Raw genomic sequence first — 20,368 nt, 5'->3', positions numbered from 1 at the left:
GGGCGGCTATGGCAGGCACGCGGCTTTCATTTTGCCCCCGGCGCGCGGGCGCCGGGCCCAGCCGAAGGAAGGACCCATGGCCCTCACCCTGCGCCACAACCGTGACCGCGATCTGGCTCCCTTGGCGGCAATGCTGCCCGACGCCGAGATACCCTTGCTCAACCCCAACGCCAAAGTGCCCTTCGATGAGATGGAATGGCATCGCAAGTGGCTTGGAGAGCGTGACGATGCTTCGTTCTACCTTCGCGATGATGCGGGTCGGGACGTTGGGTTCTTCGCCCTGCGCGTGGGTGTCGGCCCCGAGGTGCGGCATCTGACCTACGCCTATGTGGCCGAAGAGGCGCGCGGCGGGGCGGGTGCAGAGCTTACGGATCTGGTGGAGCAGGCGGCGCGGGACCTTGGTGCTTTGACCCTCACTCTGAAGGTCGAGGTCGACAATGGCCCGGCGCATAACGCCTATCTTTCGGCTGGCTACGAGGAACTCTCGCGGCGTCAGGGCATGGCGACCATGTGGCTGGATCTGGAGGAACGACTGGCCGCGTGAGCGCGGCGCTGGCGTAGCTTCTGACCGGAGCCTTCCGGGGGAAGGCTCCGAAGCTCATGATGCGCCCGTCAGCCCGGCAATTGCGCCGACAGAAAGCGGTTGAAGGACTCCCAGCTCGCGACATCGGCGCGCTCTTGATAGTTGTCCGAGCCGAATACCGTGAAGGCATGCGGCGCCCCCGAGAACACTTCGATCGTGTAGGTCGTGCCAGCGCCTTCTAGCTCGCCCGCGAGCGTGGCGACGTCCTCCATCTTGATGGAGCTGTCCGCGCCGCCATGCATCACGAGGACCGGCGGCTCATCACCCTGCCATGTCTGGCCCTCGGGTGTCGTCAGCCCGCCGTGGAAGGTGGCATAGCCGCTTGCGGTGCCCGCCATGTCGCTGCGTGCCATTTCGAGCGCCACCGCACCGCCGAAGCAATACCCCATGACCACCATCTGCGCGACATCCGAGCGCGACAGCGCTTCATCCACGCCCGCCTTGATCAAGCTGCGCATCCGCTCGCGGTCTTCATAGAGCGCACCCGTCGCCGCGCGGCGGTGATCGACCGTTTCGGTGGGTGTCTTGTCACCGAACATGTCCAGAGCGAAGGCGTTATAGCCCATCTCGGCCAGCATGTCGGCCCGCTCGCGTTCGTAATCAGTCATCCCGTCCCAATCGTGCATGATCAGGACGAGGCCTTTGGGCGACTCCGCCTCGGCCCAATAGCCGGTGAAGGCTTCGTCATTGACGGTGTAGGAAATGTCTTCGGCAAAAGCCGATGTGCTGACCAAAGTCGCGGTCGCAACGATCATCGAAGTGACAGAAGTGCGCATGAATACTCCCCTTGTGCGACCGGCCCTTCTATGAGGGCAGTGTCGGTGACGAATGAAAGAGAAGTAGCTCTGCGCGGGTGGGCGGCAACGCCCCTAGCACAGGGTGGTTTGGGGGGTGCGCTGCCGCTGGGCCTCAGCCTTTGGTCGCGGCGTGATACCAGTTGACGATCTCGCGGCGCGCCTCGGGATCCATCTGGATCGCGTTGGGCGGCGGCATCGCGTGGCTGGCACCGGCCTGCAGGAACACCAGCTTGGCGTGGCGGGCCACATCCGACTCCGTCTCCAGCACGACACCCTTGGGCGGATGGTTCAGACCGTCCCACGAAGGCTCGCGCGCGTGGCACATCGAGCAATTGCCGACGACCGCGTAATAGGCATCCTCAAAGCCATCAGCCCCGGCGAATTTCTCTTCATAGGGGGTGAGGGGCCGCGCTGCGGCCTCCTCGTAGCTGTCCATCATCGGGGCCGTGGACAGCCATGCGATGGCGATGAAGAGCAGCGCGGTGGCAACCCATGTCCAGTAAGGCGCCCCCTTGCGGGCGTGCATCGAGTTGAAGAAATGGCGGATCGTCACACCCATCAGGAAGACAAGGCTGGCGATGATCCACGCATTGTCGGTAGCGAAGGCCAGCGGGTAGTGGTTCGACAGCATCAAAAAGACGACAGGCAGCGTCAGATAGTTGTTATGGGTCGAGCGGAGCTTGGCGATCTTGCCGTATTTGGGATCGGGGGTGCGGCCGTTCTTGAGGTCATCCACCACGATGCGCTGGTTCGGCATGATGATGAAGAACACATTGGCGGTCATGATGGTGGCGGTGAAGGCCCCAAGGTGCAGCAGCGCGGCGCGGCCAGTGAACACATGGTTGTAGCCCCATGACATCACCACCAGCATCACGAAGAGCAGCACCATCAGCAGCGTCGGCGTCTCGCCCAGCTTCGATTTGCACAGCCGGTCGTAGATCAGCCATCCGATGGTCAGCGACAGCGCCGAGATCACGATGCCTTGGAACAGTGAGATGTCCGCTTTGGTGGGGTCGATCAGGAAAAGCTCGCCGCCTGCCCAGTAGACGATCATCAGAAGGCCCGCGCCTGAAAGCCACGTGGCATAGCTTTCCCATTTGAACCACGTCAGGTGGTCGGGCATCTGCTCGGGGGCCACGAGGTATTTCTGGATGTGGTAGAAACCGCCGCCGTGGACCTGCCATTCCTCGCCATGGGCGCCGACGGGCAGATGCGGCACCTTGCGCAGACCGAGGTCGAGCGCGATGAAATAGAACGACGAGCCGATCCACGCGATCGCGGTGATCACGTGCAGCCAGCGCACGGCAAAGCCTAGCCAGTCCCAGATGATGGCGAGATCATACATCCCGGTGTCTCCCTCTTATGGTTATGCCGCACCCTAGTTCGGCGTCGATTATTCTGCTATCTCCGGGTTCTACCAAGCAGTTTCAAGAAATTCCGAAAAATGTCCTACCTCGACAATATCCGGACCTTCGTGCGTGTCTATGAGTTGGGCAGCATGTCCGCCGCCGGTCGCGACCTGCGCATCTCGCCGGCGGTCACCTCGGCGCGAATCTCGCAGCTCGAGGACCATCTGAACGTGCGGCTGTTCCAGCGCACCACCCGCAATCTCACCGCCACAGAGCAGGGCCGCGCCTTCTATACCGGCGCGCGAGAGGTTCTGGAGGCGCTCGAGAGCGCCGAGGCGCAGGTGGCGCAGCTCACCGAAAATCCCAAGGGCTCGCTCTTCGTCGCGGCGCCGCTGGGGGTGGGGCGGCGGCTGATCGCTGCGCAGGTGCCGGGGTTCCTGCGCGAATATCCCGAGGTGCAGATCCGCCTGCGCCTGTCGGACCGCAAGGTTGATCTCACCACCGAAGGGCTTGATCTGGCGTTCTTCCTTGGCCAGCCCGAAGACAGCACCCTGCGTATGCGCAAGATCGCCGACGTCGCGCGCGTGCTCTGCGCCGCGCCCAGCTACGTCGCGCGGCGTGGCAACCCGGCCTCGGGCGAGGCGCTGATCGCAGAAAAGCACGAATGCCTCAACCTGCGCTTCCCCGGCGCGACGGAGTTTCAATGGCCGCTGCGCACGCCCGAGGGCACGAAGCGTTTTGCCGTCTCGGGGCGCTATGAGTCCGATGATGGCGACGTGCTGACCGATTGGGCTCTGGCGGGCGAGGGGATTGCGCTGAAGCCCGTCTTCGAGGTGGCCGAGTATCTGCGCAGCGGACGGCTTGTGCCGGTGGCCGAGGCCACCCCGCCCGAGCCGATCCAGATGGCCTGTCTGTTCACACACCGCCGCGGGCAGGACCCGAAGACGCGGCTCTTCATGGACTATGTGACCGACCGCATCGGCGCAGCGATCCGTCAGGCCGAGCAACGCGCGGCGGAAAGCGGGCGCTAGGGGTGTGCCCGCGCGCCCGCAAGGCGGTTGAGGCAGCTTCAAACGGAATTTGAAAATCATCCGGTATTTTCCGGATTACACGTGTGGGATGACCCGGAGGCAACACCGAAGGAGCCCGTCCCCCATGACGCTGTTGAGCCCGCTGCCCGCGACCCGCTATCCCCGCGACCTGACCGGCTATGGAGAGACCCCGCCTGATGCCCGCTGGCCGAACGGCGCCAAGATCGCGGTGCAGATCGTGGTCAACTACGAGGAGGGCGGCGAGAACAACGTCCTGCACGGTGATGCGGCGTCCGAGGCGTTCCTTTCAGAGATTGTCGGTGCCGCGCAATGGGCCGGCCAGCGCCACTGGAACATGGAGTCGATCTATGAATACGGCGCCCGCGCCGGGTTCTGGCGGCTGCACCGGCTGCTGAAGGATATCCCCGTCACCGTCTATGGCGTCGCCACCGCGCTCGCCCGCGCGCCCGAGCAGGTTGCCGCGATGAAGCGCGCCGGTTGGGAGATCGCCTCGCATGGGCTCAAGTGGGTCGAGCACAAGGATATGCCCGAGGAAGAGGAGCGCGCGCAGATCCGTGAGGCGATCCGCCTGCACACACTGGTGACCGGCGCGCCGCCGCGCGGCTGGTACACCGGGCGCTGCTCTATGAACACGGTCCGGCTCGCCGCCGAAGAGGGCGATTTCGCCTATATCGCCGACAGCTACGCCGATGATCTGCCCTATTGGAGCCGGGTCGCGGGCAAGGATCAGTTGATCGTGCCCTATACGCTCGATGCCAATGACATGCGGTTTGCCTCGCCGCAGGGGTTCAACTCTGGCGACCAATTCGAAAGCTACCTGCGCGACAGTTTCGACACGCTCTATGAGGAAGGGCAGGAGGGCGCGCCGAAGATGCTGTCGATCGGGCTGCACTGCCGTCTGGTTGGTCGCCCGGGCCGCGTCGCCGCGCTGAAGCGGGTGCTGGCGTATATGGCCTCGCACGACGGGGTCTGGTTCGCCACGCGCGAGCAGATCGCCGATCATTGGGCGGCGCAGCATCCTGCGAAGGCGGGCCCGCGTCCCTCCGAGATGGACCGGGCCAGCTTCACCGAGGCTTTCGGCGGTGTCTTCGAGCACAGCCCGTGGATCGCCGAGGGCGCCCATGCGCTGCAGCTCGGCCCGACGCATGACAGCGCGCTGGGGGTGCATTCGGTGCTGGCGCGGGTGTTCCGCGACGCCCCTGACGAGAAGCGGCTGGCGGTGCTGACCGCGCACCCCGACCTTGCGGGAAAATTGGCGCAGGCGAAGCGCCTGACGGCGGAGTCGACCTCGGAGCAGGCGGGTGCGGGGCTTGACGCGCTCACCGACGACGAGCGCGCCGCTTTCACCGAGCTCAATGAGACCTACACCGCGAAATTCGGCTTTCCCTTCATCATCGCGGTGCGCGACAACGACAAGGCGTCGATCATGCAGGCCTTCCGCCGCCGTATCGAGAACGACCGCGCCACCGAGTTCGCCGAGGCCTGCCGACAGGTCGAACGGATCGCCGAACTGCGGCTGCTCGACAAGTTCGGCGCATGAGCCGGATCGACGCCGCCCCGCTGACCGCCGCAGCCTTTGCCCCGTTCGGCGAGGTGCTGGAGGCGGATGGCACGCCCGACAAGATCATCAATCAGGGGCTTTGTGGGCGGTTCCACGATCGCGCCACGCTCGACATCACCGACGGCCGCGCCGGGATCAGCCTGTTCAAGGCCGAGCCCCGCCAGTTGCCGCTGCGGCTCGAGATGGTCGAGCGGCATCCGCAGGGCAGTCAGGCCTTCGTGCCGATGAGCTTTGATCCTTTCCTCGTGGTGGTCGCGCCGGACGCAGGCGGCCGCCCCGGCGCGCCCCGCGCCTTCCTGACCCGCTCCGGTCAGGGGATCAATTTCCACCGCGGCACGTGGCACGGGGTGCTGACCCCGCTGCACGCGCCGGGACTTTTCGCCGTGATCGACCGGATCGGCGAGGGCCCCAACCTCGAGGAGCACTGGTTCGACGAACCCTACCTCATTCACGCCACCGCGTGAGGATGTCGGCAGCAAGACCGGCCCCGCGCCCCAACAGGGATCTGACTAAGACATGACCGACCACAGTCTCGGAACACCGGAGCAATTGCGCGATCCGGATTTCACCCCCGTGCTGCACAAGGCGATCCCGCTCGGGATTCAGCATGTGCTGGCGATGTTTGTCTCGAACGTGACGCCTGCGATCATCGTCGCCGGTGCCGCTGGCTTCGGCTTTGGCTCGAACAGCCCGGACTTCCCCGAACTGCTCTATCTCATCCAGATGTCGATGCTGTTCGCCGGGGTGGCGACGCTGCTGCAGACGATAACCCTCGGCCCCGTGGGCGCGGCGCTGCCCATCGTGCAGGGCACATCCTTTGCCTTCATCCCGATCATGATCCCGCTGGTTGCGGGCAAGGGCGTGGATGGGCTGGCTGCCATGTTCGGCGGCATCCTCGTGGGCGGCGTATTCCACGCGCTGCTTGGCACGGTGATCGGGCGCATCCGCTTTGCCCTGCCGCCGCTGGTGACCGGCCTTGTGGTGACGATGATCGGCCTCGCGCTGGTCAAGGTGGGCATCGAATATGCCGCGGGCGGTGTGCCCGCCAAGGCGAGCGGCGCCGCAAGCTACGGCTCTTGGGCCTCTTGGTCGGCGGCGCTGGTGGTGCTGGCGGTGACGCTGGGGCTGAAGTTCTTTGCCCGTGGCATGCTGAGCATCTCGGCAGTGCTGATCGGCATTCTGGTGGGCTATGTCTATGCGCTCTTCACCGGCATGCTGACCTTGGAGGCCATCACCGGCTCGTGGCAGAACGCCGCCGCCTTCGCGCTGCCGGAACCGTTCCGCTATGGCCTCGAGTTCTCCATCGCCTCGGTGATCGGCTTTTGCCTGATGGCTTTCGTCTCGGCGGTTGAAACCGTCGGTGACGTCTCGGGGATCACCAAGGGCGGCGCGGGCCGCGAGGCGACCGACCGCGAGATCTCTGGCGCCACCTATGCCGACGGCATCGGCTCGGCCATCGCGGGCATCTTCGGCGGCTTTCCCAACACCTCGTTCAGCCAGAACGTCGGGCTGATCGCCATGACCGGCGTGATGAGCCGCCATGTGGTGACCATCGGCGCGATCTTCCTGATCGTCTGCGGGCTGGTGCCGAAGGTTGGCGGGGTGATCCGCACCGTGCCGATCGAGGTGCTGGGCGGCGGCGTGATCGTGATGTTCGGCATGGTCGTGGCCTCGGGCATCTCGATGCTGTCCGACGTCGATTGGACGCGGCGCAACATGGTGATTTTCGCCGTGGCTCTGTCGATCGGTCTGGGGCTGCAGCTGGAGGTGCTGAACGTCGCGCCGGGCGCGCCCAATGCGCTGCAGCACCTGCCCGACACGCTGCGCATTCTGGGGGCTTCGGGGATCCTGCCCGCCGCGCTGATCGCCATCGTGCTCAACCTCGTGCTGCCGGAGGAACTGGCCGAGGAATCCACCGAAGAGGTCTCGGGCGGCCTCGCCGGCCATCGCGGAGAGGAGCCGCGCGGCGAGAGGGTCTGACCCGATCGACCCTCGGTGGAAGCTGCGGCGCGTCCCTTCGGGGGCGCGCCGTTTGTATTGGGGGTTGCGTGGGTGGCTGGTTCGGCACTTCCGGCGGATGGTCTGCGCGCAAGTGGCCCGGAGCCAAGGCCGAAGGCCGCCGGGCGAGCGCTTGCCCGTCCCGGCGGGCTGGCGCTTTTTCATCCTCTTGCGGGGATTGAGGTCATCCGGATGTGATGGGGATAAAGCGGCGACTTCCCAAGTCAGAGCGCCACCCCACGGGCAGGCGCTCGCCCGGCTTTCGTGGCGCTTTAGGGTCAAAAAGAAAGGGCGGAGGCAAAGCCCCCGCCCTTGGCGTCTCCAACTGAACGCTGTCGTCAGAAATCGACCTCAATCGCGATGCCCTTCTCGACCGCCAAATCGACCACCGCCGCGGCGACCGCGAGGTCCTGCAGGCCCACGCCGGTGCCGTCGAAGAGGGTGATCTCCTCGGCCGAAGCGCGCCCCGGATGCGCGCCATTGATCACCGCGCCAAGCTGGGTGATGGCGCTCTCGTCGATCAGCCCCTGCGCCACCGCGTGCTGCGCCTCGCCAATCGAGACCGACTGCGCCACCTCGTCGGTGAACACCGTGGCCTTGGCCAGCAGCGCCGGAGAGACCTCCTGCTTGCCCTTGGTGTCGGTGCCCATGCAGGCGATGTGGCAGCCGGGCGAGACATGCTCGGCCATGAGGATCGCGTCGAACGACGAGGTGATCGAGATGATCACATCGGCCTCGCGCATCCCCGGCAAATCCACCGCCTCGAAGGGCACGCCCGCCTCGGCGGCCACCTTCTCGAGGTTGGGCAGCATCTCGGGGTGCAGGTTCCAGCCGATGACCTTGTCGAACTCGCGCTGCTCGAGCGCGGCGCGCAGTTGGAAGGTCGCCTGATGGCCCGCGCCGACCATGCCGATCACCCGTGCGTCTTCGCGCGCGAGGTGCCGGATCGACACCGAAGAGGCCGCGGCGGTGCGCAGCGCGGTCAGAAGATTGCCGCCGACCATCGCCTTGGCCTTGCCGGTGTTTGGGTCGAAAAGAAACACCGTGGATTGGTGGTTGATGATTCCGCGCGTCGCGAGGTTGTTGGGCCAGTAGCCTCCGGCCTTCAGCCCCAGCGTCAGGCCCGAGCGATCAAAGCCGCCCTTGAAGCCGTAGAGCGCGTCTTCGTGGCCGATGGCCTCGCGCACGACGGGGAAGTTGTAGGCGTCACCAGCGGCCATTGCGGCAAACACTTTCTCGACCGCGGCAAAGGCGGCGTCGCGGGTCATCAGGCTGGCGATCTCGCGTTCGGGAACGATGAGCATGAAGCTCTCCTTTCAAAGAAAAGCGCCCGCGCGCCGGAACAAGAGAGCGCGCGGGCGAGGCGCGCCCGGAGGTCGGTCCGGGCACGGGGCAAAATAATGTGATGCTTGATCAGTAGGCTTTGCCGCGGGCCGAGACCGGCCAGAGCGTCTCGACCTTGCCGCCGCGCACGCCGACGTACCAATCGTGCACATTGGCGGTGGGATCGCAGTGGCCCGGCACGAGCCTCAGCTTGTCGCCCACCTTCAGCACGCCGCTCGGGTCGGCGATCACGCCATGCTCGTCCGAGCATTTGGTGTAGTCCACGTCGGTCCGGCCAAAGATCACCGGCAGGCCACTGTCCACCGACTGCGCCTTGAGGCCCGCGTCACAGACCGCGATCTCGGGCTTGGCGTGGCTCATCACCTGCGTGAGGATGAAGAAGGCGTTTTCCCACTCGCCGTTGTCGATGCGGTTGCCGTCCTTGTCGCGGATGCGGCCATAGTCCGCATCCATGAAGGCGTAAGACCCGCACTGCAGCTCGTTGTAGACGCCCGAGTTGCTCTCGAAATAGTAGCTGCCGGTGCCGCCGCCCGAGACCAGTTCGGGCTTCAGGCCCGCCGCCTCCAGCGCCGCCACGGCCTCTTTGACCTGTGCGATGGCCACGGCCAGTTTCTCGCGCCGCGCCTCATAGCTGTCGAGATGCTGCATCGCGCCTTGGTACGCCTGAATGCCGGTGAACTTGAGCCCTTCGGTGGCGTCGATGGCCTGCGCGATCTCCACCACCGCCTTGGCAGTGGTCACGCCGCAACGGCCCGCGCCGCAGTCGATCTCGACAAAGCATTCGAGCGTGGTGCCGTGGCGCTGCGCGGCGTCCGACAGCTCGGCGACATTGGCGAGGTCATCGACGCAGACGATGATCTTTGCGCCCAGCTTCGGCAGTTGCGCCAGCCGGTCAATCTTGCGCGGATCGCGCACTTGGTTCGAGACCAGCACGTCCTTGATGCCGCCGCGCACGAAGACCTCGGCCTCCGACACCTTCTGGCAGCACACGCCGACCGCGCCGCCAAGCCGCATCTGCAGCTTCGCCACGTCCACCGATTTGTGCATCTTGCCGTGCACGCGGTGGCGCATGTTGTGGGCGCGGGCGTAGTCGCCCATTTTGCGGATATTGCGCTCGAGCGCGTCCAGGTCGAGCACGAGGCAGGGCGTCTGGATGTCTGCCTCGTCCATACCGGGCAGCGCCGGCACGTCGTAGCCCACCTCGAGTTGGTCGAAAGTCACGGGTGCGTTCATGGCTCAGGCTCCTTTTGTCCACGGCAGGCGGTCAAGATCGACATTGCCGCCGGTGATGATGAGACCGACGCGCTTGCCAGCGAAACGGTCGCGGTTCTTGAGGAGGGTGGCAAGCGGCACGGCGCTGCTGGGCTCCATCACGATTTTCATGCGCTTCCAGATCAGTTTCATCGCGTCGATGATTTCGTCTTCCGAGGCGGTGAGAATGTCGGTCACATGGTTCGAGACGAAATGCCACGTCAGATCCTTGAGCGGCACCTTCAGCCCGTCGGCGACGGTCTCGGGGGCGTCATCGGGGATGATGTGACCGGCCTTGAAGCTGCGGTAGGCGTCGTCGGCCTGCTCGGGCTCGGCGGCGATGACCTGCACCTCGGGGGCCAGTGTGGAGAGCGTCAGGCAGGTGCCCGAGATCATCCCGCCGCCGCCGATCGGGGCGAGCACCATGTCGAGACCATCGGTCTGTTCCATGAATTCGCGCGAGCAGGTGCCTTGCCCCGCGATGACGCGCGGATCGTTGTAGGGGTGGATGAAATCTCCGCCCGTGGCCGCCTGCACCTCGGCGAACACCGCCTCGCGCGACGAGGTGGACGGCTCGCATTCGGTGATGATCCCGCCGTAGCCGCGCACCGCGTCCTTCTTGGCCTGCGGCGCGCTGCGCGGCATGACCACATTGCACGGGATACCGCGCCGCCCGGCGGCGTAGCTCAGCGACAGCGCATGGTTGCCCGAGCTGTGGGTGCAGACGCCCTTGGCTGCCTCGGCCTCGGTCAGGCCAAAGACCGCGTTGGACGCGCCGCGCACCTTGAAGGCCCCGGCCTTCTGGAAGTTCTCACACTTAAAGAACAGCTGCGCGCCGGTGAGCTCGTTCAGGAACGAAGAGGTCAGCACCGGGGTGCGATGGATGTGCGGTGCGATGCGATCATGCGCCGCCAGCATGTCGTCATAGGTGGGGATGTTCAGCGCGATATCCTTCATCACGCGGCCTCCTGACTGGCGGTGCGGGCGGTGGCGGTGCTGGCGCGGTAAACCTCCTGCGCCGCCGCGACACCCGAGCCCAGAGTGATCTTCAGCCCCAGATCCTTCATGCACATCTCGGCCGTGGCAAGACCCGACAGCGCCATGACGGCGGTCAGGCTGCCCAGATGCCCGATGCGGAACACTTTCCCGGCAACCTCGCCAAGCCCCGTGCCGAAGGCGACGCCATAGGTCTGCGCGGCGTGGCTAACGATATCGGTGGCGTTGAACCCTTCCGGCGTGCGGATCGCGCTGACCGTGTCCGAATAGAGATCGGGCGAGGCGGCGCAAAGGTCCAGCCCCCATGCGCCGACGGCAGCGCGCACGCCTTCGGCGATGCGCTGGTGACGGGCAAAGACGTTTTCCAGCCCCTCGTCCAGCAGCATGCGGCAGGCCTCGTTGAGCCCGTTCAGCAGGCCGACGGCGGGCGTGTAGGGGTAGGCATCATTGGCATAGCCCTTGGCCATGTCATGCACGTCGAAGAACGTGCGCGGCAGTTTTGCGGTTTGCGTCGCCGCCATGGCCTTCTCGCTGAAGCCGGTGATGGCAAGGCCCGGAGGCAGCATGAAGCCCTTCTGCGAGCCGGTGACGGCGACATCGACGCCCCAATCGTCAAACCGGAAATCCATCGAGGCGATCGAGCTGACGCCATCGACAAACAGCAGCGCCGGGTGATCCGCGTCGTCGAGCGCGCGGCGCACCGCGGCGATGTCCGAGCGCACGCCGGTGGCGGTCTCGTTATGAGTGGCGAGCACGGCCTTGATGCGGCGGCTTTTGTCGGCGGCGAGGATCTCGGCGTAGCGGTCTGCGGGCAGGCCCTCGCCCCACGGGGTCTCCACCACTTCGACGGTCAGCCCGTGGCGCTGGCACATGTCGATCCAGCGGTGGCTGAACATGCCATTGCGCGCCGCCAGCACGGTATCGCCCGGGGAGAGCGTGTTGGTCAGCGCCGTCTCCCAGCCGCCGGTGCCGGTCGAGGGAAAGATGAACACCTCGGCGCTGGCGCTCTTCAGCACGCGGCGGACGCCCTCGCGCGCGGGGTGCAGGATCTGCCCAAACAGCGGCGAGCGATGGTCGATCGTCGGCATGTCGCAGGCCTTGCGCAGGCTCTCGGGGATGTTGGTCGGGCCGGGAATGAAAACGGGGTTCTGAAAGCTCATGGCCACCTCCTTTGGTCGCTGAAAGCCACCGTAGCCGGGCTATCCGCGTGAGGAAATTTTTTTGAAATCGTTTTTCAAAAACGTAATGATCAAGAATATCAAACGTTGTCAGATGGTTGATTTTTTCATATGGTGAATTCGGCTTTCAAGTATAATGAAAGAGATTTGATGGATTCTCCGAAAGATGCCGAAACCAGCCCCCGCCGCGCCCGTGGCCGGCCGCGCGGTTGGGAGGACAACAGCGCGCAGAACACCATCAAATCGCTCGACCGGGCGATGGAGGTGCTGGACTACCTGAGCGCGCATCCCGGCCTGACCCTCTCGGAACTGGCGGGCGACCTGCGGCAGTCCCCGGCCACGGTTTACCGCATCCTCGTCACGCTCGAGGGGCGGCGGCTGGTCGAGTTCGATCCTGCCGAGCAGCTTTGGCACATCGGCCCGCAGGCCTTCGTCATCGGCGCGCGCTTCCTGCGCCGCACCAGCCTTGTGGAGCGGGCCCGACCGATCCTGCGCGCACTGATGGAGGAGACCGGGGAAACCGCCAACCTCGGCATCGTGCGCGAGGCCTCGGTGCTGTTTGTCAGTCAGGTCGAAACGCATGAGAGCATCCGCGCCTTCTTTCCGCCGGGCACGCTGTCGCCTTTGCATGCCTCGGGCATCGGCAAGGCGCTGCTGGCCGAGATGGCTGGGGAGCGTTTGGAAAAGCTGCTGGCGCGTAAGATGGAGCGGTTCACCGCGCATACGCTGGCCGAGCCCGAGGCGCTGCGCGCCGATCTCGCGGCGATCCGGGCGCGGGGCTATTCCATTGATGCCGAAGAAAAGAACCTCGGGATGCGCTGCATCGCGGCGGCGGTCTTCGATGCCTCGGGCGAGGCGGTGGCGGGGATTTCCGTGTCCGGCCCGACGATCCGCATGCGCGAGGACATGACGGATGAAACGAGCCGCGCGGTGATGCGCGCGGCTCGGGAATTGACGTCGGCGATTGGCGGGGTCACTCCGCCGGAGCGCTGACCTTCTTTGCCGCCGGCATGGGCTGGGCGGCGCCAGAGGGGCGCAGCGCCATATGCCGGTTCACGTCCTTGTAGAGCAGGTAACGGAACCGGCCCGGCCCGCCCGCGTAGCAGGCCTGCGGGCAGAAGGCACGCAGCCACATGTAGTCGCCGGCCTCGACCTCGACCCAGTCCTGATTGAGCCGGTAGACCGCCTTGCCTTCCAGTACGTAGAGCCCGTGCTCCATCACATGGGTCTCGGCAAAGGGGATGACCGCGCCGGGCTCGAAGGTCACCACGGTGACATGCATGTCGTGACGCAGGTCGGTCGGGTCGACGAAACGGGTGGTCGCCCATTTGCCATCGGTGCCGGGCATCGGCGTGGGCGCGATGTCCTGCTCGTTGGCGATGATCACCTCGGGGTGGGGCAGGCCGGGCACGGCCTCATAGGCTTTGCGGATCCAGTGGAAGCGAAGGGTGTCATCACCCTTGTTGCGCAAGGTCCAGAGCGTGGCGGGCGGCAGGAAGGCATAGCCGCCTTCGCGCAGCACATGGCTTTCACCCTCGACGGTGAGCGTGGCCTCGCCCTCCACGACGAAGAGCACGCCCTCGGCGCCCGCGTCGGTCTCGGGGTGGTCCGAGCCGCCGCCCGGCTGCACTTCCATGATGTACTGCGAGAAGGTCTCCGCAAAGCCGCTGAGCGGGCGGGACAGAACCCAGAGGCGGGTTTCTTCCCAGAACGGCAGGAAGCTGGTGACGATGTCGCGCATCGTGCCCTTGGGGATCACCGCGTAGGCATCGGTGAACACCGCGCGGTCGGTCAGCAGTTGGCTCTGCGGCGGGTGGCCGCCGGTGGGGGCGTAGTAGTTGGGGGTCATTTCTGGTTCCGGTCGGAGAGGCATTGCGCCGAGTATGAGCGGCGGCTGCGCCGGGGGCGACAGGGCGCGAGACGAAAGGTCTTTCTTGGAAAACAAGAAAATCGCGCCCGGTTTTTCGGCAATGCAGGAAGGAAAAGCCGCACGACCGGCCCACCAGCGGCGGGCCGGCCTCGCGCGTCAGGCGGGTTGCAACGCCGGTTGCTGCGCCGCGCGTGCGCCGATCTTCTGCGGGGTGCCCGCCACATAGGTCTCGGTCACCGCACGATCGTCGCCCAGCATTTGCAGCACAAAAAGCTCTTCGCTCAGCGTCCCGGCCCGCTGCATCCGCAGCGCCATCGGCTCGGTCGCCGCGCTGTCGAGCACCACGATATCCGCCTCGGTCCCCGGCTCCAGCGTGCCGATCTTGTCCTGCAGCCCCAGCGCCACGGCATTGCCGCGGGTGATCCAGTGGAAGGCGCGCAGCGGGTGCAGCTTCTGCCCCTGCAACTGCAGCACCTTGTAGGCCTCATTCAGCGTTTGCAGCATCGAGTAGCTGGTGCCCGCGCCGACGTCCGTCGCGATGGCGTTTGTGATCCCGCGCCCGCGCAGCCCGGCATCGTCAAAAAGCCCGCTGCCAAGGAAAAGGTTCGACGTCGGGCAGAACACCGGCTTCGCGCCGGTTTCGGCCAGCAGGTCAATCTCGCGCGGCTCGAGGTGGATCGAATGGCCCAGCAGCGCTTTGGGGCCAAGCAGGCCATAGCGCTCGTAAACGCCAAGGTAGTCGGGCGCCTCGGGATAAAGGCTCAGCGTATAGGCGATCTCGTCGCGGTTTTCCGACAGATGGGTCTGCACATAGCACTCGGGATGCTCGGCGGTGAGCGCGCCCGCCATCTCCATCTGCTCGGGGCTGGAAGTGATGGCAAAGCGCGGCGTGATGGCATAGCTGGCGCGGCCCTTGCCATGCCAGCGGGAGATCAGCCGCTTTGTGGCGTCATAGCCCGACTGCGGCGTGTCGCGCAGCGCCTCGGGCGCGTTCCGGTCCATCATCACCTTGCCGGTGATCATCCGCATGTCGCGGCGCGCGGCGGCGCTGAAGAACGCCTCGGCAGAGGTCTCATGCACCGACGCATAGGCAACGGCGCTGGTGGTGCCATGGGCGCAAAGCTGGGTCATGAACCAGTCGGCCATGGCTTCGGCATGGGCGGGATCGGCGAAACGGGTCTCTTCGGGGAAGGTGTAGCTGTTCAGCCAGTCGAGCAGTTGCGCGCCCCAGGAGGCGATGACCTGCACCTGCGGGAAATGGATGTGGGTGTCGATGAAACCGGGCATCAGCAGATGCGGGCGGTGGTCCACCACCGGCACGCTTGGCGCTTGCCGGGCCAGCTGATCATAGCTGCCGGTGCCGCGAATGATCCCGCCCGCGATCAGGATCGCCCCGTCCTCGATATAGCGATAGGCGGCATGGTCCTCGGGGCCCTGCGGTTCGGCAGTGAAACTGAGGATGCGTCCGCGCAGGAGCACTTGGTCGGTCTTCATGGGGATACCTTTCGGGAACGGGCGGGGAGGGAAAGAGCGGCGCGGGCCGGGATGAGCCCGCGCCGCCAGAGAGTGTGTCGCGGTTATTCGGCGGGCGCGGCGGGCGGTTCTTCGACCACCAGATGTTCGTTGTGCGCAGCGCCCTCGCGGTGGAACAGCGGGTAGATATAGAGGAAGGCGGCGGCGATCAGGTAACCGGCCGAGACCGGGCCGAGCGCGGGCCAATGCAGGCTGGCACCGTGGATGATCCCCACCAGCGACATCAGCGCGGCCGCGAGCGCGAAGCCCCCAGCGTTGCGGAACCGCCCGTCAATCACGCTGGCGACGATCGCCCCCCAGATAAGCCCGGTCAGGATCGCGCCTTGGCTCAGCGAGAGATGCCCGGCGAAATGCGCGCCCTGTTGCAGCAGCGCGGCGGTCAGCGCCTCGTCGCCAAGCTGCGGCAGGCCCTCGACGCCGGTCGCCTGCAGCGCGCCCATCAGCGCCCCCCATTTGATCATCAGGAAGGACGACACATGCGGCATCATCGCGATGGTGACGGCAGCCATATGCGCGGGCTTCACGCAATGGGCGGTGTTGGTGATCAGGCTCAGCGCCACGAAGACCAGAACCGGCGCGGCGGCGGCCTCGGGGATCAGGTTGTTGAGAAAGGCCAGCAGGCCAAGGAAGGCGGCGAGCGGGATCACCGTGCCGACGCCGATGATATAGCCCGCATGCGCGCCCATACGCTTGTAGGCCGGGTGGCCGATGTAGGCGGTGGTGGGGAAGGGCGAGCCGAAGACCGCGCCGATCATCGTGCCAAGCCCGTCGGTGATCTGACAGACGCCGACCGGGTAGTGATCCCCGGCGCTTTCGGCGCTCTCGACGTTGTTCATCGTCTCGATGAAGTTGTAGATCTGCACCGGCACCAGCACGAGGAAGAGCTCGGGGTTGGCAAAGAGGTGCTGAATGCCCGCGATAAGATCGCCCACATAGGGCAGCGGCGGATAAAAGCCGGTGCCCTCGAGGCTGATCCGTGCCTCGCCGATGCTGAAGGCCACGGCGGTGCCGACGATCAGCGCCAGCAGGCCCGCAGGAATGTTGAACGGCAGGCGGAAGCGCCCGACAAGCCCCCAGAGGATGATGATCAACGAGGCAAAACCGATGTAGGGCTGCTCGAAGATCGTCGCCAGCGGCACGGTGCCGATGAACACCAGCGCGATGCCGCAGAGCGTGCCAAGCATGCCGGCGCGCGGGGTGACCCGCTTCAGCCAAGGCCCCACGATGGCCCCGAGCGCAGCGACAATGCCGCCGATGAAACCCGCGCCGATGCCCACCTGCCACGCCAGCGTCGGATCGTTGGTGGCCCAGTAGATCGGGCCGATGACCCCGAAGAGATAGACGAACATCACCGGCGTCGAGATGCCGTAGGGCAGGGCCGTGACATCGCGCCCGTGGCGCGCGGCGGCGCGTTTGGCCAGGACCACATAGGCCGCGACGCCCGACAGGATCGCCACCGCCGCGCCGGGCAGGATGCGGCCATAGACGATCTCGGACGGCATGCCAAAGACGAACTGGCAGACACCCGCCAGCACCATCAGGTTGATCAAATTGTCGGTGAACAGCGCCCAGAAGGCGCTGAAATCGCTGCGTGAGAACAGCTTGTAGGTGTAACTCCCTTCCCGCATGTGGGATCTCCTCGGGTTGCTTGCGATTGTCCCGCGCCGCCCGCTCCTCTTCGGGCGGGCGCGGGGGTTACTCGGCGGCGAAGGCCACGGGCTGCGCCGCGCCCTGCTGGCGGGTGAGGGCGGTCAGCACCTCGGCCACGACAAAGGCGGCGATCACCTCGGGGCGTTTGTCGCGGCTGCCCTGCGCGCCGATCGGGCAGGTGAGCGCGTGGGTCTCCAGCCCGTCGCACTGATCCCGCGCGAAGCGGCGGAACTTCTCGCGCTTGGTGGCGGAACCGATCAGCCCGACGTAGCGCGCATCATCCCGCTGCAGCGCGGCTGAGGCACAGAGAAAGTCGTGCGCATGGTCATGTGTCAGCACGACGTAGGCGCTGCCGGGCGGAGCCATGGCGATCTCAAGCTCGGGCAGGGGGGTGAGACGGGTCTCGACCCGCGCGGCGCTCAGCGCCAGTTCCTCGGCACGGCTGTCGATCAGAACGCAGCGCACCGGCAGGTGCTGCAGCAGATCCGCCAGCGCCCGGCCCACGTGGCCCGCACCGTGGATTTGCACCATGGGCAGCGCGGCGGCCTCCTCTGCCGCCCGCGCTAGCGCCGCGTGCCGGTCCTTTGCGCTCATGCGGCTCAGCGCGACCTCGACCCGCCCGCCGCAGCATTGCCCGATCTCGGGACCGAGCGGCACATCCAGCGTCTCGGCCAGATCGCCGCGCGCCAGCAGCGCCCGCGCCGCGGCGATGGCCCGGTGTTCAAGCTGGCCGCCGCCGATGGTGCCATGGCGGGAGGTCTCGCTGACATACATCTCGCACCCTGCCTCACGCGGCGAGGAGCCGCGCACCCGGCTCAGCCGCACCCGCGCGAGCGGGCGGGGCGCGCTCAGGAAGGCGTCGAGCGTGCTCATGACCGCCCCGCCAGCCGTTCGACCGCCAGCAGCACGCGTTCGGGCGTCGCGGGCGCGTCGAGGCGCGGGCATTCGCGGTAGTCCGCGACGCTGGCGACGGCCATCGACAGCGCCTCAAAGACCGAGATGCCCAGCATGAAGGGCGGCTCGCCCACGGCCTTGCTGCGCTTGATGGTGCGCTCGCGGTTTTGCGACCATTCGGCGAGGTTCACGTTGAACACGCGCGGCCGGTCCGAGGCGAGCGGGATCTTGTAGGTCGAAGGCGCATGGGTGCGCAGCGCGCCCTTGTCGTCCCACCACAGCTCTTCGGTGGTCAGCCAGCCCATGCCCTGCACGAAGGCCCCTTCGACCTGCCCGCGGTCGAGCACCGGGTTCAGTGAGCGTCCGACGTCATGCAGGATATCGGTGCGCTCGACGCGGTACTCGCCGGTCAGCGTGTCGATGGTGACCTCCGAGCAGGACGCGCCATAGGCGAAGTAGTAGAAGGGCCGCCCCTTGCCCGCCGCGCGGTCCCAATGGATGTCGGGCGTCTTGTAGAACCCCGCCGCCGAAAGATGCACGCGCGCCATATAGGCGGCCTTGATCACCTGGTCCCATGGCAGGAGTTGCGCGCCCACCTGCAGATGGCCCGGCACAAAGCGCACCTCTTCGGGGCGCACGCCCCAATGTCCGGCGGCAAAGTCGACCAGCCGTGCCTTGATCTGATCGGCAGCATCGAGCGCCGCCATGCCGTTGAGATCCGAGCCCGACGACGCGGCGGTGGCCGAGGTGTTGGGCACCTTCTCGGTGGTGGTGCGGGTGATCTTGATGCGCTCGAAATCCACTTGGAAGGCGTCGGCCACCACCTGCGCGACTTTGGTGTTGAGCCCCTGACCCATCTCGGTGCCGCCGTGGTTGAGGTGGATCGAGCCGTCCGAATAGACGTGGATCAGCGCGCCCGCCTGATTGTAGTGGGTCGCGGTGAAGGAGATGCCGAACTTCACCGGGGTCAGCGCGATCCCCTTGCGCAGCACGCCGCCCTGCGCGTTGAACGCGAGGATGTCACGGCGGCGCTGCTGGTAGTCGCAGCTCTCTTCCAGTTCCGAGACCACGCGGCCGATGATGTTGTCGGCCACTTCCTGATGGTAGGGCGTCAGGTTCCGCCCATCATGCGCGTCGCCGTAGAAGTTGGCCTTGCGGACCTCCAACGGGTCCTTGCCGAGCGCATAGGCGATCTCTTCGATCATCCGCTCGGCGGCGACCACGCCCTGCGGCCCGCCGAAGCCGCGGAAGGCGGTGTTCGAGACGGTGTTGGTCTTCATCGGGCGGCTCTGCAGCCGGACGTGCGGGTAGAAATAAGCGTTGTCGGCGTGAAAGAGCGCGCGGTCGGTGACCGGACCCGACAGATCCGAGGACCAGCCGCAGCGCGCGGCAAAACTGCCGTCCACTGCGCGGATGCGGCCCGCGCCGTCGAACGCCACGTCGTAGTCGATGACGAAGTCGTGCCGCTTGCCGGTGGCGGTCATGTCCTGATCGCGGTCGGGGCGGATCTTCACCGGGCGGTTCAGGCGCTTGGCGGCCATCGCCGCGACCACGGCGAAAAGGTTCATCTGGCTTTCCTTGCCGCCAAAGCCGCCGCCCATGCGCCGTACGTTGACCACCACGGCGTTCGAAGGCACGCCCAAGACATGCGCCACCATGTGCTGCGCCTCGCTCGGGTGCTGGGTCGAGCAATGCACGATGACGTCTTCATCCTCGCCCGGCAGGGCAAAGGCGATCTGCCCTTCGAGGTACATATGGTCCTGTCCGCCCACCGCGAGCCGCCCCTGCAGCCGGTGCGGCGCCGTGGCCATCGCGGTCTCGACCTCGCCTCGTTCGAGCTTCAGCGGGTCGGTGATATGCGGATAGCCCGCCTCCTGCGCCTCGATCGGACCCAGCGCATGCGGCAGCACCTCGGCCTCGACCTTGGCAAGCGCGGCGGCCCGGCGGGCGGCATCGCGGGTTTCGGCGATCACCGCAAAGAGCGGCTGGCCGTGAAACTCGATCTTCTCGGTGGGGAAGACCGGCTCATCGCCGCGCCCGGTGGGGCTGATGTCATTGTGACCGGGGATGTCGGCGGCGGTGAGCACATCGACCACGCCCGGCGCGGCGCGCACGGCGGAAAGGTCGAGCCCCTTCAGCGTGGCATGGGCCACCGAAGAGACCCCAAGATAGGCGTGCAGCGTGCCGATGGGTTCGGCGATATCGTCGGTGTATTCGGCGAGGCCGCGCACATGCTTGATCGCGCTGTCGTGCTGGCGATCCTCGTGGACCGCGCCGCGGATGTTGGGCTGATGTTTCATGTCTTTCCTCCC

The 20,368-nt window shown here is 66.3% G+C and carries 17 protein-coding genes; 6 read left to right on the top strand and 11 right to left on the bottom strand.

Annotated features, from left to right (window positions below; translation table 11 throughout):
- Positions 1-76 precede the first annotated feature (76 nt).
- Positions 77-544 (top strand): N-acetyltransferase, encoded by a 468-nt coding sequence (locus tag G0A00_RS05685; RefSeq protein ID WP_164179250.1) that lies wholly within the window; start codon positions 77-79, stop codon positions 542-544.
- Between the two features lie 68 nt (positions 545-612).
- Here the strand turns inward: G0A00_RS05685 and G0A00_RS05680 are convergent, their stop codons facing one another.
- Together G0A00_RS05680 and G0A00_RS05675 are read right to left on the bottom strand one after the other, a co-directional pair.
- Positions 613-1,359 (bottom strand): dienelactone hydrolase family protein, encoded by a 747-nt coding sequence (locus G0A00_RS05680; RefSeq protein ID WP_164179248.1) that lies wholly within the window; start codon positions 1,357-1,359, stop codon positions 613-615.
- 133 nt (positions 1,360-1,492) lie between these two features.
- Complete coding sequence (locus G0A00_RS05675; protein WP_066108242.1) at positions 1,493-2,725, bottom strand: urate hydroxylase PuuD; 1,233 nt, start codon at positions 2,723-2,725, stop codon at positions 1,493-1,495.
- A gap of 99 nt (positions 2,726-2,824) precedes the next feature.
- Here G0A00_RS05675 and G0A00_RS05670 point away from each other — a divergent pair, with 99 nt between their 5' ends.
- The 4 genes from G0A00_RS05670 to G0A00_RS05655 all read left to right on the top strand — a co-directional run bounded on the left by G0A00_RS05670 (position 2,825) and on the right by G0A00_RS05655 (position 7,322).
- Positions 2,825-3,760: a LysR family transcriptional regulator gene (locus G0A00_RS05670; protein WP_164179246.1), complete on the top strand. Its 936-nt coding sequence runs from the start codon at positions 2,825-2,827 to the stop codon at positions 3,758-3,760.
- 124 nt (positions 3,761-3,884) lie between these two features.
- A complete protein-coding gene (puuE, locus tag G0A00_RS05665) occupies positions 3,885-5,321 on the top strand; it encodes an allantoinase PuuE (protein ID WP_164179244.1) in 1,437 nt (478 codons plus the stop codon).
- On the top strand, positions 5,318-5,806 hold the full coding sequence (locus tag G0A00_RS05660) for an ureidoglycolate lyase (protein WP_164179242.1): 489 nt from the start codon (positions 5,318-5,320) through the stop codon (positions 5,804-5,806). The genes puuE and G0A00_RS05660 overlap by 4 nt, the downstream gene beginning before the upstream one ends.
- Positions 5,807-5,858: 52 nt before the next feature.
- Positions 5,859-7,322 (top strand): uracil-xanthine permease family protein, encoded by a 1,464-nt coding sequence (locus tag G0A00_RS05655; protein WP_164179240.1) that lies wholly within the window; start codon positions 5,859-5,861, stop codon positions 7,320-7,322.
- A 356-nt stretch (positions 7,323-7,678) separates the two neighbouring features.
- Here the strand turns inward: G0A00_RS05655 and bhcD are convergent, their stop codons facing one another.
- From bhcD to bhcA, 4 genes are all read right to left on the bottom strand, one after another.
- Positions 7,679-8,644, bottom strand: coding sequence for an iminosuccinate reductase BhcD (gene bhcD, locus G0A00_RS05650; RefSeq protein WP_164179238.1), 966 nt, complete (start codon positions 8,642-8,644; stop codon positions 7,679-7,681).
- Positions 8,645-8,753: 109 nt separating this feature from the next.
- Positions 8,754-9,917, bottom strand: coding sequence for a 3-hydroxy-D-aspartate aldolase BhcC (bhcC, locus tag G0A00_RS05645; protein WP_164179236.1), 1,164 nt, complete (start codon positions 9,915-9,917; stop codon positions 8,754-8,756).
- A 3-nt stretch (positions 9,918-9,920) separates the two neighbouring features.
- Positions 9,921-10,892 (bottom strand): beta-hydroxyaspartate dehydratase BhcB, encoded by a 972-nt coding sequence (gene bhcB / locus G0A00_RS05640; protein WP_164179234.1) that lies wholly within the window; start codon positions 10,890-10,892, stop codon positions 9,921-9,923.
- Positions 10,892-12,091, bottom strand: a complete 1,200-nt coding sequence (bhcA, locus tag G0A00_RS05635) for an L-aspartate--glyoxylate aminotransferase BhcA (protein WP_164179232.1) — start codon at positions 12,089-12,091, stop codon at positions 10,892-10,894. The genes bhcB and bhcA overlap by 1 nt, the downstream gene beginning before the upstream one ends.
- Positions 12,092-12,259: 168 nt before the next feature.
- Here bhcA and bhcR point away from each other — a divergent pair, with 168 nt between their 5' ends.
- A complete protein-coding gene (bhcR, locus tag G0A00_RS05630) occupies positions 12,260-13,102 on the top strand; it encodes an HTH-type transcriptional regulator BhcR (protein WP_164179230.1) in 843 nt (280 codons plus the stop codon).
- Here the strand turns inward: bhcR and G0A00_RS05625 are convergent.
- From G0A00_RS05625 to xdhB, 5 genes are all read right to left on the bottom strand, one after another.
- The gene (locus G0A00_RS05625; RefSeq protein ID WP_164179228.1) at positions 13,083-13,958 is read right to left on the bottom strand and encodes a bifunctional allantoicase/(S)-ureidoglycine aminohydrolase; all 876 of its coding nucleotides are present in this window, start codon (positions 13,956-13,958) and stop codon (positions 13,083-13,085) included. The genes bhcR and G0A00_RS05625 overlap by 20 nt on opposite strands.
- A 177-nt stretch (positions 13,959-14,135) precedes the next feature.
- A complete protein-coding gene (gene guaD, locus G0A00_RS05620) occupies positions 14,136-15,473 on the bottom strand; it encodes a guanine deaminase (RefSeq protein WP_164179226.1) in 1,338 nt (445 codons plus the stop codon).
- An 83-nt stretch (positions 15,474-15,556) separates the two neighbouring features.
- Positions 15,557-17,140, bottom strand: coding sequence for a xanthine/uracil/vitamin C permease (locus G0A00_RS05615; protein ID WP_164179224.1), 1,584 nt, complete (start codon positions 17,138-17,140; stop codon positions 15,557-15,559).
- A gap of 67 nt (positions 17,141-17,207) precedes the next feature.
- Positions 17,208-18,035, bottom strand: a complete 828-nt coding sequence (gene xdhC / locus G0A00_RS05610; protein WP_164179221.1) for a xanthine dehydrogenase accessory protein XdhC — start codon at positions 18,033-18,035, stop codon at positions 17,208-17,210.
- On the bottom strand, positions 18,032-20,356 hold the full coding sequence (gene xdhB, locus G0A00_RS05605) for a xanthine dehydrogenase molybdopterin binding subunit (RefSeq protein WP_164179219.1): 2,325 nt from the start codon (positions 20,354-20,356) through the stop codon (positions 18,032-18,034). The genes xdhC and xdhB overlap by 4 nt, the downstream gene beginning before the upstream one ends.
- Positions 20,357-20,368: the final 12 nt, after the last annotated feature.

Source organism: Salipiger sp. PrR002 (genome assembly GCF_010500775.1).
Classification (GTDB): domain Bacteria; phylum Pseudomonadota; class Alphaproteobacteria; order Rhodobacterales; family Rhodobacteraceae; genus Salipiger.
This window is presented reverse-complemented; position numbering and strand designations above follow the sequence as displayed.

Excerpts from the sequence above, each read along its gene's own strand:
- G0A00_RS05660 (WP_164179242.1), top strand. The coding sequence starts at position 5,318 with ATGAGCCGGATCGACGCCGCCCCGCTGACCGCCGCAGCCTTTGCCCCG.
- G0A00_RS05670 (WP_164179246.1), top strand. The coding sequence starts at position 2,825 with ATGTCCTACCTCGACAATATCCGGACCTTCGTGCGTGTCTATGAGTTG.
- bhcC (WP_164179236.1), bottom strand. The coding sequence starts at position 9,917 with ATGAACGCACCCGTGACTTTCGACCAACTCGAGGTGGGCTACGACGTG.
- guaD (WP_164179226.1), bottom strand. The coding sequence starts at position 15,473 with ATGAAGACCGACCAAGTGCTCCTGCGCGGACGCATCCTCAGTTTCACT.
- G0A00_RS05680 (WP_164179248.1), bottom strand. The coding sequence starts at position 1,359 with ATGCGCACTTCTGTCACTTCGATGATCGTTGCGACCGCGACTTTGGTC.
- G0A00_RS05615 (WP_164179224.1), bottom strand. The coding sequence starts at position 17,140 with ATGCGGGAAGGGAGTTACACCTACAAGCTGTTCTCACGCAGCGATTTC.
- xdhC (WP_164179221.1), bottom strand. The coding sequence starts at position 18,035 with ATGAGCACGCTCGACGCCTTCCTGAGCGCGCCCCGCCCGCTCGCGCGG.
- bhcA (WP_164179232.1), bottom strand. The coding sequence starts at position 12,091 with ATGAGCTTTCAGAACCCCGTTTTCATTCCCGGCCCGACCAACATCCCC.
- G0A00_RS05625 (WP_164179228.1), bottom strand. The coding sequence starts at position 13,958 with ATGACCCCCAACTACTACGCCCCCACCGGCGGCCACCCGCCGCAGAGC.
- bhcD (WP_164179238.1), bottom strand. The coding sequence starts at position 8,644 with ATGCTCATCGTTCCCGAACGCGAGATCGCCAGCCTGATGACCCGCGAC.
- bhcR (WP_164179230.1), top strand. The coding sequence starts at position 12,260 with ATGGATTCTCCGAAAGATGCCGAAACCAGCCCCCGCCGCGCCCGTGGC.
- bhcB (WP_164179234.1), bottom strand. The coding sequence starts at position 10,892 with ATGAAGGATATCGCGCTGAACATCCCCACCTATGACGACATGCTGGCG.
- G0A00_RS05685 (WP_164179250.1), top strand. The coding sequence starts at position 77 with ATGGCCCTCACCCTGCGCCACAACCGTGACCGCGATCTGGCTCCCTTG.
- G0A00_RS05655 (WP_164179240.1), top strand. The coding sequence starts at position 5,859 with ATGACCGACCACAGTCTCGGAACACCGGAGCAATTGCGCGATCCGGAT.
- xdhB (WP_164179219.1), bottom strand. The coding sequence starts at position 20,356 with ATGAAACATCAGCCCAACATCCGCGGCGCGGTCCACGAGGATCGCCAG.
- G0A00_RS05675 (WP_066108242.1), bottom strand. The coding sequence starts at position 2,725 with ATGTATGATCTCGCCATCATCTGGGACTGGCTAGGCTTTGCCGTGCGC.
- puuE (WP_164179244.1), top strand. The coding sequence starts at position 3,885 with ATGACGCTGTTGAGCCCGCTGCCCGCGACCCGCTATCCCCGCGACCTG.